Raw genomic sequence first — 16600 nt, 5'->3', positions numbered from 1 at the left:
TGATGGATGCTCAGAAAGTGAATTGGATGAAGATAATGACGGGGTATTTAATAACCTAGATAAATGTTTAAATACACTAGCAGGAGAAACAGTAAACAGTGATGGATGCTCAGAAAGTGAATTGGATGAAGATAATGATGGGGTATCTAATAAATTAGATAAATGTTTAAATACAATTAATGGAAGTATTGTAGATTCAAATGGATGCGCTCAATACCAATTAGTAGATATACAACCAACTGATATAAAAGTTATAGTAAATAGCTCTACTTGTCCAGGGAAAAATAATGGTATAGTTGGTATATCATTTGTAAAAGATTACAGTTATAATGTAACTTTAACTGGAGGGGGAGAAAGCAGAAGTTTTGAGAATGTAAATTATAATTTAGGATTAGATATTTCAAATTTATCTGTAGGTATCTATGAGGTATGTGTAAAAATTTCTGAATCGGATAGTTTTAAACAATGTTATAATGTAGTAATTGAAGCTCCAAAAGCTTTAAAGGTATCTAAAGCAAGTTTGCAGAATAAAGAAATTACCTATCACGTATCAGGAAGTAAATATTACTTAGTAATTGTAAATAATAAAGAATATGAATATTCTTTTAATAACACAAATGAACAAGAGATAAAAGTTAATCTTGGTAATGGTAATAATTTTGTTGAAATTAAAACAAATAAAGTGTGTCAAGGTGCTTATAGTAAAAATATTAATGAAAATATTAGTATTACAATGTATCCTGTTCCAGTAAAAGAAGTCCTTACTATTATTGTTGTAAATGAAAGTAATGTAACAGTTACTGTTAGAAATCTTACGGGTAATATAATTTTATCAAAAAATATTAATGTTGTAAATGGAATAGGATACTTACCTATGAACCGAATATCGGCAGGAGTATATATTATTTCTATAACTACATCTACACAAATTATTAATACTAAAATATTAAAGCAATGAAAAAACTAATATATATACTGATTATACAATTGATTTTAATTTCTTGTGGAGGGTCTGGAAATGAACCTATAGAGCCAGAAGTAGAATTAGGGGTTTTTGAATTAATTTTCCCCGAGAATAATACGCTTTGTACAGAAGGTAAATCTATATCAAAGGGTCAAGTAGCTATTCCTTTAAGATGGAATATTTCAAAAAATGCTACATCTTATAAAGTAGTAATTATTAATACTGATACAGGAGAGAGAACAGAAAGAACAACGAATACAAACTCTATAGAGGTTAATCTTTTAAAAGGAACCAAATTTTCTTGGAATGTTATAGCTATTTTAAACAATAAAGAAAAATCTAGTAGTACTTGGAATTTTTATTCTGAAGGGGTTTCAGTGTCTAATCATATTCCTTTTCCAGCTAGTATCTCAATAGAAGATAATAAAGATGGAACTATAAATATAAAATGGGTAGGATCTGATTTAGATAATGATATAGCAAATTACAAAGTATATTTAGGAGAATCAGAAAGCACTACCGTATTAATAGCAGAAACGACGAATAATAGTATTGAGAATAAAAGTATAAATTATAATAAAAAGTATTTTTTAAAGATTATAACTATAGATGAAAAAGATAATTCGTCATCTAGTATAAAAGAATTTAGATTTAATAAATAACAATCTAAGTCATTTATAAATTAAAAAAACTGTTACAAATTTATTGTAACAGTTTTTTTATGATTTAGGTTTAAAAAGATTTACAGAAACCGTTGCTAAATTAGAATTAGGAAACTTTTTAAAAGTGTTTTTATCGGGAACCAGCCCAATGTCTTCCATTGTTTTCATATATTCGTCCAGTTCAATAATATATTGATCTGAATAGCCATGTGTAGCATCATAAGCTGTTGCAGCAGTTTTTCCTATGTTTTGAGAAACTAATTCAGGTTTAGAAGTGTGTAGTTCTATTAAAAGTAATCCAAATTTACTAATAAAAGGTGTCCATTTATTAAAGTGCTGTTTCAATGATTCTATGACATAATTATTATTCAAACGCTCTCCTTTGTATGCATAAGAACCTGTAGAGGAAGTTATAGCAAGATTTGTGGTAGATTTTGGAGTTTCCCAAACCCTGTTGTGATCTAAAAAAGTACGAACGTTTAATAAATCAGATAAGTTAATACCGTATTTCTTTTGTAAATCTTCCGACATGGCTTTAGGATTACCAATGTCTCCCCAAATTACTTTTGCCCAAATATCAGCTTGGACCAAGTTTTTTCGAGTTATTTTTAAGGCGGCTTCGTTATAATCAACACCAATAAGAAGTAGGGGGTAATCTTCTAACATTTTTCCGCGATTGGTTTGGTTTTCAATAACATTAAATAGATGTTTTAAAAACGCTCCGTTACCGCAGCCTACATCTAAAATACCTTTAGGTTGCTCGTGTATAGGCTTGTTAAATAAGTTGATAACAATTTCATCAATAACTCTAAAGTAAGCTGAATGTGCACCGCCACTTCCCCAAACATTCATTTCTCTATCTACATGAATTTCTTCATTATGAATACTTGAAGTATCAAACATCTTAGGGTTTCCAAAAATAAGTTTGTCTAATTTTCTTAATGTAGGAATATAGGAAACCGTTACACCATAAGCACTTGCTCTTCTCGCAAAGAATAAGCCTTTATCTGTAAATTCATAAGAATCGTTTGTTTTAGAAAACCAATTTAAATGGGTAAGTATATTTAATAAACGACTAAAGTTTTTTGAATCTTTATGAAACTCTTCTGCTTTGAATTTTGTTTGCATAAAATATTTATGAAACATACCGCTCATACCCAATAAAACAATGGTAGGCCCTATAATAATACCTTCTATATGTGTTATAATTTGTTCAAATATTTCTTTTTCAAGAGTCGTTGAGAAACTTGAAACATCAAATTTATTTTTATAATTAGTATAAAGACTTTCTAGCTTTAAAAATGGCGCCATTTCAAACTTTCGAGCGCTGTAGCTTTCAGAAAATTTAAGTAGTAAAAAAGCTTCTTTATATAAATAAAAAAAAGAGAAAGCTATTTTAGAACGTTCATTAATTTCAAACAACACTGTGTTGTTTGTATTATTAACATGTTGAACAAGCCAACCTTGAGAGCATAAAGTTCTTAATGCTACGTTTAAATAGCCATCATTTGCTTTAAAGTGTGTAGCAAGAGTGTTTATGGAAGCAGATTTATTTTCTAAAAGGTAATTTGTAATTCCCTTTTCATGTAAAACATAAGCTGCTGGGCTGGTAACAATACCGTCTAAATGACAAAATAATTGACTTCTGAATACTGATTTCTCTTGTTTTGATAGCATCTAAGTTGTTTTATTATAAAGATAACTATTTGATTTTTAATTATAAATATCAAAAGAATATTTTTTAAGAGAAAGTAAAGTTTGATTATAATTAAACTAATAATTTAATTATTTCATCATAAACAAAACAATAGTATTCGTGAAACTTAGGAAGTAATATATTATTTAAATTGGGTGTATTTTTTAGTGTTTCTAAATCAAATAATTTGATAGCTTCTAATTCTTCTTTTTGTATAGTTAAATATTTAATATCAGTTGTTAATTCAGCTATATATACATGATGAAACTCGTTATCTATAATGCCGTTTTTATGTTTTATTTCATGTTTTCTAGTACCAATTTTATGTAGATTTTGAGGAATTATGCTAAAACCTATTTCTTCTTGAATTTCTCTTAATGCTGCTTTTTTAATTTCTTCACCAGCTGCTACATGTCCTGCAACAGAAATATCCCATAAACCAGGAAATACTTTTTTAGTAAGTGAACGCTTTTGCAATAGTACTTGTTGATTTGTAGTATATAACCAGATATGTACAGTAGGGTGGAAGTGACCAAATTTATGTGCTTCTGATTTTAAACAAGTTTTTCCTGTATAATTTCCTTGTTGATCAAGAATATCAATTAATTCATCCATAAAAAGTAAAAATCCCGCATAAAGCGGGATTGTAATTTTATTTAAAGTAAGAGAAGTCTTCTCCGTTTTCTATTTTTAATAAACTTTCGTAAATCATTTTAATTACATTTTCTACATCTTCTCTATGTACCATTTCAACTGTAGTATGCATATAGCGTAGTGGTAACGATATTAATGCAGAGGCAACACCTCCGTTGCTGTATGCAAAAGCATCGGTATCGGTACCTGTTGCTCTTGATAAAGCTGAACGTTGGAAAGGTATTTCTTTTTCCTCGGCAGTTTCAGTAATTAAATCACGTAATTTTTGTTGTACCGCAGGAGCATAAGCTACTACAGGTCCTTTCCCCATTTCTAAATGACCTTCTTTTTTCTTGTCGATCATTGGGGTAGTTGTATCATGCGTAACATCAGTTACAATAGCTACATTTGGTTTGATCGTTTGTGTAATCATTTCTGCTCCACGTAAACCAATTTCTTCTTGTACAGAGTTTGTTACATATAAACCAAAAGGTAATGTTTTTTTGTTTTCGTGTAGTAAACGAGCTACTTCAGCAATCATAAATCCACCCATACGGTTGTCTAAAGCACGACAAACAAATTTATCTCCATTTAAAATATGAAATTCATCTGGATATGTAATTACACAACCTACATGAATACCTAATTTTTCTACTTCTTCTTTGGTTGCACAACCTGTATCTATAAAAATATTATCAGGCTTTGGAGCTTCTTCTTTAGCCTTATTACGTGTATGAATTGCTGGCCAACCAAAAACTCCTTTTACAATACCGTTTTTAGTATGAATATTTACTATTTTACTTGGTGCTATTTGATGATCACTACCTCCATTACGAATTACATAGATTAATCCGTTGTCTGAAATATAATTTACATACCAAGAAATTTCATCAGCATGCCCTTCAATAACAACCTTGTATTTTGCCTCTGGATTTATAACTCCAACAGCCGAACCATAGGTATCTGTGATAAACTCATCTACATATGGCTTTAAATAATCCATCCAAATTTTTTGCCCTTCCCATTCATATCCAGTAGGAGCAGCATTGTTTAAATATTTCTCTAAGAAATCTATAGACTTCTCATTTAAAATTGATTTATTTTTTGACATACTATCTTAAAATATAATTCTTATTCTTCTTTTTTTACATCTGCACCCCAAAAACGACGACTTTCAATAAACTCTTCTTGTTCTTGAAGCTGTTTAGGAGTTAATACTTTTAAAAATGATGGGTGCTGTTCTATTGCATATTCAATTTTTTCTACAATGCTAGCCACATCTTCATTTTCATAATCTATATCTAAAGGTTCTTTTATAACCATTGACTGTAAAACGTTACGTTTTTTTATCATCAATCCTTTTTTATCAAAAGAACGTCTAAATCCATCAATAACAATAGGAACTACAGTTGGTTTACAAGTTTTTATTATATGAGCAGTACCTCTACGTATAGGTTTAAAAGGAGTTGTTGTGCCTTGTGGAAAAGTAATAACCCAACCATCATCTAAAGCTTTACCAATATTAGAAATATCAGACATTTTCACTTGTCTTTTCACATCTTTACCAGAGCTTCTCCATGTTCTTTCAACTGAAACAGAACCTACATAAGCAAATATTTTAGGTAATAAACCAGAACGCATTGTTTCTCCCGCAGCAACATAATAAATATTTAGTTTTGGGTTCCATAAATATGCTACATTTCTAATATTATCATCACGTCCTTTTAAAGCTGCATTAAATACATGAAACATAGCTGCTACATCTGCAAAATATGTTTGATGATTTGAAATGAATAAAACATTTTTGTCTGGAAGATTTCTTAAAATCTCTGATCCTTCAATTTGTAATTGATTAAATTTTCGATATCTACTGTGTGATACTACACCTAGTGTTTGAATAAGAAATCTTTTAATGAAAAGTATATGTCCGAATGGATTCCTTTTAAATAAAGGCATTTATAGTTAATTTTATTAGTGTAAAAGCTAAATTACAAAAGAAATAGAAAACATTACTGATTTAATAAATCTTTAATTTCTGAAAGCATCATTGCTGTAGCACCCCAAACGATATAATTATTTAATTTAAAGCATGGTACGTCAATATTCTTCATGTAAGAAGTTTCCATTTCTTTAGATGTTAAATTATTGTCATTTAATAAATCGCTCGTTAATACTTCTATAAGGTTTGCAACTTCATTGTTTGGAATAAAGCTTGGTTTTTTTGAAGCAATTCCCAAAAAAGGGGTTACTAAAAAATTACTAGGAGGTATGTAAGAGTCTGAAAGTTGGCGAATTACTTTAATCGAATTTGTAGAAACTCCAACTTCTTCAAAGGTTTCTCTTAATGCCGTTTCTTGAAGATTGATATCTTTATCTTCTACTTTTCCACCTGGAAAACTAATTTGAGCTGAGTGTGTACCGTTATAACTAGCCCTTTGTGTTAATAAAAAACGAGTTTGATTATTCTCATCTGGGTAAAATAAAGCTAAAACTGCTGCTTTTCTGGGATTTTTACTATCAATTAATTCCTGAGAGAACTTAGTTCTTAATTTAGGAGCAAGTTTAAATTGAGAGGTTAATCCTCCTAAAGGTTTATTTTTTAATTCTTCTATTTGATTTATAAAATCAGAAAAAATCATTCGCTTTTAGTATTTTAGAGCAAACATATTAATTTACAAGGTGAAACGTACATAATTTGGCTTGAATTTTGATTTGAACCTAATTAGAATAAAATTATAAGAATGAATAAAAAAAATAAATATCAAAAACTGGTGTTAAGCTTAGTTTTTGATGCTATGGGATTAGTGTCTTATGCAATACCGGGTTTGGGAGAGTTATTTGATGTTATTTGGGCGCCAGCTTCAGCATATTTAATGACTAGAATGTACAAAGGAAATAAAGGTAAAATTGCAGCAGCGGTTTCTTTTATTGAAGAAGCAATGCCTGGTTTAGATATAATACCAACATTTACACTTATGTGGTTGTTTACCCATGTATTTACCTCTTCAAAAGGGGCTGAAAAAACAATAGAAGTATAAAAATAAAAAGGCAGCTTTTTTAAGAGCTGCCTTTTCCGAAATTAAATAATTAAACAAATTACTTTTTCATAAACTTCTTGGTAAATGATCTTTGGTTATCATTTACCTCTATAATGTACATTCCTGTATTTAAGTCACGTATATCTATTTGTCTGTCAATTTTGCCCTGCATTACAGTTTGACCTACATAATTTGTAATTTTATAAAAAGCTTCTCTACTATCTGCAAGTTTTAAAACAATATAATCTACAGATGGATTAGGGTATACTTTAGCATTGAATATAGGTTCTTCATTTCCTAATTCACCATCAATATGAACAGTTGTCATAACTTTAGATGAAGAGCTAATGTTTACAGTATAGTCTTCAACTTCACCATATGAAATCGTTTCACAAGCAGTTGGTGCAGCATTCCATTTCATAGAAACACGCATTCTTGTTGTTCCTGTTGTTACTGAAGATGGTACCGTGAAATTATACGATAAGTTTCCTGCACTAGATGAAGATCCAGTTACTACTTCTTCAGAAGTTTCAAAAGTTCCATTTCTGTTAAAATCAATCCATACTTTCCAGTATTCAGTATAAGAAGAACTAGCGAAACCAGCACTTAGAACAATTGTATTGTTACCTATAGAGATATTGCCAGTTTGAGAAGTAAAATCACCATATCCTCCATTTGCAGAAGTAACGTTTGAAATTCCACCAATTGCTACATTATCAATATATTCATAATTAACATTGTTTCCTTTAGAATCGCAATAAGTAATTGTAGAAGCTTGTGTAGTAACTCCAACTACATTACTAGCAGTTGAGATATTACCAGCAGCATCTTTTGCTTTTACAGAAAAGGTATAGTTTGTTGCAGCTGTTAAACTCGTAACAGTATAGTTAGTACTAGTAACTGTTGTTATTTTAGTACTACCGTTGTATATGTCATAACCTGTAACTCCAACATTGTCAGTAGAAGCTGTCCAAGCTAAATTAACACTTGTTTGTGTTACATTAGAAGCAACTAAACTACTTGGAGCAGTAGGTGCAGTTGCATCAACATTAGATTTAGTAGTAACACCAACTACATTACTAGCAGTTGAAATATTTCCAGCAGCATCTTTAGCTTTTACTGAAAAGGTATAGTTTGTTGCAGCTGTTAATCCAGTAACAGAATAACTTGTAGTGGTAACTGTTGCTATTTTAGTGCTACCGTTGTATATATCATAACCTGTAACTCCAATATTGTCAGTAGAAGCTGTCCAAGCTAAATCTACTGTAGTTTGTGTTACATTAGAAACAGCTAAACTACTTGGAGCAGATGGAGCAGTAGTATCAGGAGTAGGCAATGTTGTAATAAATACTTTATTACTTAAAGCAGAAATATTTCCAGCAGCATCTATGGCTTTAATAGAATAATTGTAAGCAGTATCTGCAGTTAATCCAGTAACAGCATAAGATACTGTTGTTACTGTAGCTACTTTGGTATCGTTTTGATATACTTCATACCCTGTAACTCCTACATTATCAGTAGCAGCTGTCCAAGCTAAATTTACTGTAGTTTGTGTTAAGTTAGAAGTAACTAAGCTAGAAGGTGCAGTTGGAGCTGTAGTATCAGCAGTTGAACCTCCATCGATAGAATGATCTCCTAAACCACTAAAGGTATCTTTAGCTAAGATGTCCCATTCTGCTACTGTATAAGTTGTATTTGGTGATGTAATAGAAGATTTTCTTTGGAAAGTTTGATCTTTCCCAAAATTAGCACTGCTATTTTGATCACCTATTAGGTCAATTAAAGTACTACCTTTAAATAAAGCAATGGCATCATTACCATTAAAGTTCATTACTGAACTATTTGTTAATTGAGCTTTGTTTTTTATTGTTGTAGAAGCACTGTTGTGTGCAATAACATATACTTTACCATTGTCTAATTGTCCAGTTAATGTTAGCGTATTAGACCAAGAACCACCACCATTGGTAGCTTTTTTAATAGAGTAGCCACTTAAATCTACAGTTGCTCCTGTAAAGTTAGCAATTTCAATAGCTTTGTTATATGATGATCCTTCAACATATTCAGAAAATAATAATTCTGTCGCAGTACCGTTTCCTCCAGAACCACCACTAGTTGTAGTTACACTAACAGCGTTACTGGCTATAGAAACATTAGCAGCAGCATCGAATGCTTTTACAGTAAAATTATATGAAGTACCAGCAGTTAAATTAGAAACAGTAGTGTTTGTATTTGTTGTTGTAGCAACTTGTGTGCTACCGTTATAGATATTATATCCAGTAACTGCAGTATTGTCTGTAGCAGCAGTCCAAGCTAAATCTACAGTAGTTTGTGTAATATTTGAAGCAACTAATCCAGATGGAGCAGTAGGAGCTTGTGTGTCGGTATTTCCTCCACCATTACCAAATAGGTCTTCTGCTTGTGGACCACCCCAAATTTGCGTTGCAAAAGCTGGGTTGTCTACAAATGGATTACGATTTCCTTGTAATTGTTCTAATACAGGGTTACGCTGTTTTTCTAGATCAGATACAGGATCTTCTGCATTCCATTGTAAAAATAAATCGATCATATTTGGATCTGTAGCTACTGTATTTCCAACTCCAACCCCAGTTGGTAGAGATTGATTACCGTAACGTAAGTACATGTACATCATCATACGTGCAACATCACCTTTCCATTCATCACCTGGATACCAATTTCCTTGAGCTGTAGCTCCAGAATTTCCTGAACCTGAAGCAAATTTACGATTGCTACGAGATGAATTTCTTTGTGCATCACAAGGTCTTAAGTTATGGGCATCTGCACCAGGACCTGTTGTTCCTAAATTAGGGTTGGCTAATGATTTTGAATATACATGCTCACGATTCCATACTCCAGAACCACCTCCGTGGTTATCTTTTCCTCTAGTACGATCGTTTGTAATATCAGAATCAGTATCATTCCAACCATATATTAATACAACTCTTGTATTATCTGTTGGATCTATATCTGTTTGTTTTAAAGCATTCCAAACACCTGGTGTATAAGTCAAAATAGATGTATGTGAACCTATGATTTTAACAGCTAAAGCATCTTTTAATGCTGTTCCTGCTTGGTTCATATTTACATCATTATAATAAGAAGGTATTTGCTGTGAGAAAACTGATAACGACGCTATCAGAAAAACGAAGGGTAATAGTCTTTTCATTGTTTGGGATTTAACGTTATGTAAGGTTTTGCAAAATTAACACATTTTTAACACGATTCAATGTTACCTAAATGTTAAGGATTGGTAAGTTATTAACATTATTATTGATAAATATGTATTAAAATAGTGAAAGCCTCATCAAAAATTGACAAGGCTTTAATATTTATTGAATTGTATAAATTACTTTTTAATGAATTTTTTAGTAAATGAACGTTGTCCATCATTTACTTCTAAAATATACATTCCATTGTTTAAATTAGAAACATTAATGTTTGCATGATTTACTTTTCCAAATAATACTTTTTGACCTATAATGTTGGTTATCTTAAAATTAGCGTCTCTGTTGTCTGCCATTTGTATTTTAATAAAGTTTACAGCTGGATTTGGAGAGATAGCAGCACTAAATATAGAAGCTTCATTTCCTAATTGTCCATCAGCTACAATTGTATTGTTCGTGTTTTTAGCACTGTTTCCAATATTAACTGAATAATCTTCAACTTCACCATAAGAAATTGTTTCACAAGAAGTAGGAGCTGCATCCCATTTCATAGAAACACGCATTCTTGTTTTACCAGTTAATGCTGAAGAAGGAACAGTAAAGTTATATGATAAGTTTCCTGCACTAGACGAAGATCCACTTACTACTTCTTCATTACTTTCAAAAGTTCCGTTTTTATTAAAATCAATCCATACTTTCCAGAACTCAGTATAAGAAGTACTAGCAAAACCAGCACTTACTATAATAGTATTATTTCCATATCCTAAATTACCAGTTTGTGTAGTAAAGTTGCCATAACCAGCATTAGAAGAAGTTACATTTGATATACCACCTATAGCAACGTTGTCTATATATTCATAACTTGAGTTAGTTCCTTTAGAAGCACAATAAGTAACTGTAATAGATTTTGTAGTAATACCAACTACATTGCTTGCTGTAGAAATATTACCAGAAGCATCCTTTGCTTTTATAGAAAAAGTATAGTTTGTTGAAGCTGTTAATCCAGTAACTGAATAATTTGTACTTGTAACTGTAGCTATTTTTGAACTTCCTTTATATACATCGTAACTTGTAACAGCGGTATTATCTGTTGAAGCATTCCATGATAAGTTTGCAGAAGTTTGTGTTACAGACGAAGTTGTTAAACTAGAAGGAGCAGTTGGGGCAACAGTATCACTAATACTTTCTCCATCAAAAGTGTGATTTCCTAAACCACTAAAAGTGTCTTTAGAAAGTACATTCCATTCTGAAGTAGTGTAATTAGAATTTGGAGAATTAACCGATGATTTTCTTTGTAATGTTTTGTCTTGAGCAAATGAAGAAGAACTGTTCGGGTTACCAATTAAATCAATAAGTGTATTTCCTTTAAACAAACCTACAGCATCATTACCGTTAAAAGATAAGATACTCGTATTTGTTAATTGAGCTTTATTCTTAATAGTTGTAGAAGCACTACTATGTGCAATTACATATACTTTTCCGTTTGTTAACTGACCAGTTAAGTTTAAAGTACTTGTCCACCCCCCTCCATTAGAAGCTTTCTTTAAAGAGTAACTAGATAAGTTAATTGTAGCTCCAGTATAGTTAGCTATTTCTAAAGCTTTATTGTTAGAAGAACCTTCTACATATTCAGAAATTAATATATCAGAAGCAGTTCCTGAAGATGGAGTAGAAGAAGTAGTTATACTTACTGTATTACTAGCTGCAGAAATATTATTTGCAGCATCTTTTGCTTTTACAGAAAATGAATACGCTGTAGAAGCTGTTAACCCAGTTGCACTATAAGAAGTTGTTGTTGCTGTTCCTAATTTAGTAGTTCCTCTATATACATCATAACCAACTACACTTACATTATCAGTAGCAGCAGTCCAAGATAAATTAACTGAGTTTTCTGTAATTGATGAAGCTGTTAAATTTGAAGGTACTGAAGGAGCTTGTGTATCTGAAGAACCACCACCGTTTCCAAATAAATCTTCTGCTTGAGGTCCTCCCCATATTTTAGTAGCAAAAGCTGGATTATCGATAAAAGGGTTTCTATTTCCTTGTAAACCTTGAATAACAGGGTTACGTTGTTTTTCAAAATTAGATACAGGATCTTCAGCATTCCATTGTAATAATAAATTAATCATATTACTATCTGAAGAATTAGCGGTGCCAATAGCAACGTTATTAGGTAAACATTGATTTCCATAACGTAAATACATATACATCATCATTCGAGCAACATCGCCTTTCCATTCGTCTCCAGGATACCATCCTCCTGAAGCATTACCAGCGTTACCAGAACCAGCAACAAATTTTTTACTACTTCTTTGTGAATTAAAAGAGATATCGGCAGGACGTATATGATGCGCATCTGCACCGGCACCAGAAGTTCCTAAGTTAGGGTTTCCTAAAGATTTTGGGTATACATGCTCTCTATTCCATTGTGTTCCAGCTGAACCACCATTGGCATCTTTACTACGAGTTCTATCTGTTACATAGTTTCCATCAGAATCACTGTATCCATAAATTAAAACTACTTTAGAATTATTAGTTAGATCTAAATCCGATTGTTTTAAAGCATCCCAAACACCAGGTGTATATGACAAGTTTGTTGCATGCGTACTTATTATTTTAGTAGCCAAAGCATTTTTCAACGCTGTACTTGTTTGATTTAAATTTACATCGTTATAATAAGGTGGCACTTGAGAAAATACTGATATAGAAACTATCAGTAAAATGAAGGGTAATAATTTTTTCATTTAAAAAAAAGTTATGTTAATTAATTTAAGAGGGGGATGCAAAAAAACAATTTTATAAAAACTCCAATGTTATCAAATCGTTAACACTCAGTAAAGTAAATGCTATTAAAAAGGAATTCGATATTTCCCTTTATTTTATGTAAATTTGCGGGCTTAAATTAGAGATTGATTATGAAGATATCATATAATTGGTTACGACAATTTTTACAAACAGATTGGGAAACTGAAAAAACTGGAGAACTATTAACAGATCTAGGTCTTGAAGTAGAAGGAATTGAAACTGTTGAAAGTATTAAAGGTAGTTTAAATGGTGTAGTAGTAGGTGAGGTAAAAACTTGCATAAAACACCCTAATGCCGATAAGCTAAAAGTTACTACCGTTGATTTAGGTGATGGTAATCCAGTACAAATAGTTTGTGGAGCACCTAATGTAGATGCAGGTCAAAAAGTACCAGTGGCTACTGTTGGAACTATTTTATATGATGAAAAAGGAGAAGGCTTTAAAATTAAAAAAGGAAAGATAAGAGGAGAGGAAAGCCATGGAATGATTTGTGCCGAAGACGAATTAGGTTTAGGTAAAGGTCATGATGGAATTATGGTTTTAGATGAAAGTTTAACACCAGGAACTCCTTGTTCGGAAGTTTTTAATATTGAAACAGATTATGTTTTTGAAATTGGTTTAACTCCAAATAGAGCAGATGCAATGAGTCACTTTGGTGTTGCTCGTGATTTACGTGCAGGGTTAATTCAACAAGGAATAAACTTAGAATTAATTTCTCCTTCGGTATCAGATTTTCATGTTGATGAGCGTACTCAGAAAATTGATATTGAAATTGAAGATAAAAATTTAGTTCCTCGTTATTGTGGAATTACAATTACCGATATCGAAGTAAAAGAATCACCTGAGTGGATTCAAAATAGATTAAAAGCAATAGGAATAGTGCCTAAGAATAATATTGTAGATATAACAAACTATGTATTACATGAATTAGGACAACCATTACACGCTTTTGATGCTAATAAAATAAAAGGAAATAAAGTTGTCGTAAAAACTTTAGAGCAAGGAACTAAGTTTACAACTCTAGATGAAGTAGAAAGAGAATTATCATCTGAAGATATTATGATTTGTGATGCTGATAACAACCCTTTATGTATAGGTGGTGTTTTTGGAGGAATTAAATCGGGAGTAACAGAACATACAACGACTATTTTCTTAGAGAGTGCTTATTTTAACCCAGTTTCAGTACGTAAAACGGCTAAAAGACATGCTTTAAACACTGATGCTTCTTTTCGTTTTGAAAGAGGTATCGATATTAATTTAACAAAGTATGCATTAAAACGTGCAGCATTGTTAATAGAGGAATATGCAGGAGGAAAAATGTCTTCTGATGTTTTAGATTTTTATCCAGAAAAAATTGAAGATTTCCAAGTATTCTTATCGTATGATAATGCGTATCGATTAATTGGACAGGAAATTCCTAAAGAAACAATTAAAAATATTTTAGCTTCTTTAGAAATAAAAATAAACAGTGAAACTGCTGGAGGATTAGGATTAACTATTCCTTCATACAGAGTTGATGTACAACGTGAAGCAGATATTATTGAAGAAATTTTAAGAGTTTACGGATATAATAACATTGAATTCTCACATAAATTAAATACTTCTATATCTTTTGATAGTGATAAAGAAGTTAAAATAGAGAACATAGTTGCAGATCAATTAACTTCATTAGGATTTAATGAAACGATGGCAAATTCTTTAACTAAGGCAGATTATGTAACTTTATCAGAGAATTTAAATCCAGCATTTAATGTAGAGATGTTAAATCCATTAAGTAATGATTTAAAGGTTATGCGCCAATCATTATTATTTAGCGGCTTAGAATCTGTAGCGTATAATATTAATAGAAAAAATAACGCTTTAAAGTTTTATGAGTTTGGTAAAACATATCATAAGTTTGAAAGTGGATACCAAGAAGATAAGCACTTAACATTGTTTGTTACTGGTAATAGAACTAAAGAAAGTTGGAAAACTTCAACTCAAACTTCAGATTTCTTTTATTTAAAAGGAATTATAACGAATATTTTAAGCCGTTTAGGATTAGATAAGTTAAAAACAACACCAGTAAAAACTGATGTATTTTCCGAAGGTGTAGTATTAAGTTTGGGTAAAACTAAATTAGTAGAGTTTGGAGTTGTAAAAAGAGGAATTTTAAAAGAATTTTCTATTAAGCAAGAAGTATTATTTGCTGATTTTAATTGGCAAAATATTTTGACCTTTGTAGGGAAAAAGAAAATTAAAGTTACTGATTTACCAAAATTCCCAGCTGTTAAAAGAGATTTAGCTTTATTATTAGATGCTAAAGTAGAATTTAAAGAATTATACAATTTAGCTTTTCAATCTGAAAAGAAGTTATTAAAAGAAGTTGATTTATTTGATGTGTATGAAGGAGATAAATTACCTGAGGGTAAAAAATCATATGCAGTAAGTTTTGTTTTACAAGATGAGAATAAAACTTTGGCAGATAAGCAAATTGATAAAATAATGAAAAAATTACAGCAAACATTTGAAAAGAATTTAGAAGCTGTTTTAAGATAATTCAGAAGCTCCAATTATGTTGGGGCTTTTTTTATATTTAATATAATTATGTACAAGTTAATAATTCGCCCAATATTCTTTCTTTTCGATCCAGAAAAGATTCATTATTTTACTTTTTCATTGGTAAAGTTTTTATCAAAAATACCATTAGTTTCAACTTTGTTTAGAGGTTTGTATCAAGTAAATGATAAAAAGCTAGAACGTAATTTATTTGGATTAACGTTTAAAAACCCTGTAGGTTTAGCTGCTGGTTTTGATAAGAATGCTGTGTTATATAATGAGTTGGCTGATTTTGGTTTTGGTTTTGTAGAAATTGGAACTGTAACTCCAAAAGGACAGATAGGAAATCCTAAGAAAAGATTGTTTCGTTTAAAAGACGACCAAGGAATTATTAATCGAATGGGATTTAATAATGAAGGACTTGCAACAGCAATAGAACAATTAAAAAAGAATAAAGGAAAAATAATTATTGGAGGTAACATTGGTAAAAATACAAATACAGCTCCAGAGAATTATACTGAAGATTATGTTGAGTGTTTTAAAGGTTTACATCCTTATGTAGACTATTTTGTTTTGAATGTAAGTTGCCCGAATGTAGGGAGTCATGCTAAATTAGATGACGTAGAATATTTACAGGAGCTTATAACAGAAGTTCAAAAATTGAATAATAAAGAAGCTGTACAAAGACCTATTTTATTAAAAATAGCTCCAGATTTAAACAATCAACAATTAGACGAGATTATAGAATTAGTTGCTACAACTAAAATTGATGGAGTTATTGCATCAAATACATCTGTAAACAGAGGAGGTTTAAAAGCTTCTAAAAAACGATTAGAAGAAATTGGAAATGGAGGTTTGAGCGGACAACCTGTGAAAGAAAGAAGTACAAAGGTTATTAAGTATTTAGCTGATAATTCTAATAAAGCATTTCCAATAATTGGAGTAGGAGGTATACATTCAGAAAAAGATGCCTTAGATAAGATTAATGCTGGTGCAGATTTGGTGCAAATTTACACGGGTTTTATTTATGAAGGACCGAGCTTGGTAAAAAGAATCAATAAAGCTATTTTAGCTAAAAGTTAA

At 30.9% G+C, this 16600-nt stretch carries 12 protein-coding genes; 5 read left to right on the top strand and 7 right to left on the bottom strand.

From position 1 onward, the window contains the following. Together Q0881_RS06905 and Q0881_RS06900 are read left to right on the top strand one after the other, a co-directional pair. Positions 1-958, top strand: a 958-nt coding sequence (locus tag Q0881_RS06905; RefSeq protein ID WP_299158118.1) for a T9SS type A sorting domain-containing protein, incomplete at its 5' end; no start/stop codon positions are given. Further along, a complete protein-coding gene (locus Q0881_RS06900; protein WP_299158116.1) occupies positions 955-1626 on the top strand; it encodes a hypothetical protein in 672 nt (223 codons plus the stop codon). The genes Q0881_RS06905 and Q0881_RS06900, both read left to right, overlap by 4 nt. Positions 1627-1683: 57 nt before the next feature. On the opposite strand, the gene Q0881_RS06895 is transcribed toward Q0881_RS06900, so the two are convergent. The 5 genes from Q0881_RS06895 to Q0881_RS06875 form a co-directional block, all read right to left on the bottom strand. Continuing rightward, the gene (locus tag Q0881_RS06895; protein WP_299158114.1) at positions 1684-3303 is read right to left on the bottom strand and encodes a class I SAM-dependent methyltransferase; all 1620 of its coding nucleotides are present in this window, start codon (positions 3301-3303) and stop codon (positions 1684-1686) included. A gap of 91 nt (positions 3304-3394) precedes the next feature. Next, entirely contained in the window at positions 3395-3937 is a 543-nt protein-coding gene (locus Q0881_RS06890) for an NUDIX domain-containing protein (protein ID WP_299158112.1), read from the bottom strand. Between the two features lie 37 nt (positions 3938-3974). Next, complete coding sequence (locus Q0881_RS06885; RefSeq protein WP_299158110.1) at positions 3975-5066, bottom strand: M42 family metallopeptidase; 1092 nt, start codon at positions 5064-5066, stop codon at positions 3975-3977. Positions 5067-5086: 20 nt separating this feature from the next. Further along, on the bottom strand, positions 5087-5911 hold the full coding sequence (locus Q0881_RS06880; RefSeq protein ID WP_299158108.1) for a lysophospholipid acyltransferase family protein: 825 nt from the start codon (positions 5909-5911) through the stop codon (positions 5087-5089). A 53-nt stretch (positions 5912-5964) separates the two neighbouring features. Then, on the bottom strand, positions 5965-6594 hold the full coding sequence (locus tag Q0881_RS06875) for a CoA pyrophosphatase (protein ID WP_299158106.1): 630 nt from the start codon (positions 6592-6594) through the stop codon (positions 5965-5967). Between the two features lie 102 nt (positions 6595-6696). On the opposite strand from Q0881_RS06875, the gene Q0881_RS06870 reads away from it, so the two are divergent. Beyond that, entirely contained in the window at positions 6697-6993 is a 297-nt protein-coding gene (locus Q0881_RS06870) for a hypothetical protein (protein WP_299158104.1), read from the top strand. A gap of 58 nt (positions 6994-7051) precedes the next feature. On the opposite strand, the gene Q0881_RS06865 is transcribed toward Q0881_RS06870, so the two are convergent. Both Q0881_RS06865 and Q0881_RS06860 read right to left on the bottom strand, forming a co-directional pair. Further along, complete coding sequence (locus tag Q0881_RS06865) at positions 7052-10177, bottom strand: endonuclease (protein WP_299158102.1); 3126 nt, start codon at positions 10175-10177, stop codon at positions 7052-7054. A gap of 180 nt (positions 10178-10357) precedes the next feature. Beyond that, positions 10358-12919, bottom strand: a complete 2562-nt coding sequence (locus tag Q0881_RS06860) for an endonuclease (RefSeq protein WP_299158100.1) — start codon at positions 12917-12919, stop codon at positions 10358-10360. Positions 12920-13090: 171 nt separating this feature from the next. Here Q0881_RS06860 and pheT point away from each other — a divergent pair, with 171 nt between their 5' ends. Both pheT and Q0881_RS06850 read left to right on the top strand, forming a co-directional pair. Then, positions 13091-15517: a phenylalanine--tRNA ligase subunit beta gene (gene pheT / locus Q0881_RS06855; protein WP_299158098.1), complete on the top strand. Its 2427-nt coding sequence runs from the start codon at positions 13091-13093 to the stop codon at positions 15515-15517. Between the two features lie 48 nt (positions 15518-15565). After that, the gene (locus tag Q0881_RS06850; RefSeq protein WP_299158095.1) at positions 15566-16600 is read left to right on the top strand and encodes a quinone-dependent dihydroorotate dehydrogenase; all 1035 of its coding nucleotides are present in this window, start codon (positions 15566-15568) and stop codon (positions 16598-16600) included.

It is taken from the genome of uncultured Tenacibaculum sp. (genome assembly GCF_947494125.1).
Classification (GTDB): Bacteria; Bacteroidota; Bacteroidia; order Flavobacteriales; family Flavobacteriaceae; genus Polaribacter.
This window is presented reverse-complemented; position numbering and strand designations above follow the sequence as displayed.

Bases quoted from the DNA above. Each gene is read 5' to 3' on its own strand.
- Q0881_RS06900 (WP_299158116.1), top strand. From the start codon at position 955: ATGAAAAAACTAATATATATACTGATTATACAATTGATTTTAATTTCT.
- Q0881_RS06895 (WP_299158114.1), bottom strand. From the start codon at position 3,303: ATGCTATCAAAACAAGAGAAATCAGTATTCAGAAGTCAATTATTTTGT.
- Q0881_RS06890 (WP_299158112.1), bottom strand. From the start codon at position 3,937: ATGGATGAATTAATTGATATTCTTGATCAACAAGGAAATTATACAGGA.
- Q0881_RS06885 (WP_299158110.1), bottom strand. From the start codon at position 5,066: ATGTCAAAAAATAAATCAATTTTAAATGAGAAGTCTATAGATTTCTTA.
- Q0881_RS06880 (WP_299158108.1), bottom strand. From the start codon at position 5,911: ATGCCTTTATTTAAAAGGAATCCATTCGGACATATACTTTTCATTAAA.
- Q0881_RS06875 (WP_299158106.1), bottom strand. From the start codon at position 6,594: ATGATTTTTTCTGATTTTATAAATCAAATAGAAGAATTAAAAAATAAA.
- Q0881_RS06870 (WP_299158104.1), top strand. From the start codon at position 6,697: ATGAATAAAAAAAATAAATATCAAAAACTGGTGTTAAGCTTAGTTTTT.
- Q0881_RS06865 (WP_299158102.1), bottom strand. From the start codon at position 10,177: ATGAAAAGACTATTACCCTTCGTTTTTCTGATAGCGTCGTTATCAGTT.
- Q0881_RS06860 (WP_299158100.1), bottom strand. From the start codon at position 12,919: ATGAAAAAATTATTACCCTTCATTTTACTGATAGTTTCTATATCAGTA.
- pheT (WP_299158098.1), top strand. From the start codon at position 13,091: ATGAAGATATCATATAATTGGTTACGACAATTTTTACAAACAGATTGG.
- Q0881_RS06850 (WP_299158095.1), top strand. From the start codon at position 15,566: ATGTACAAGTTAATAATTCGCCCAATATTCTTTCTTTTCGATCCAGAA.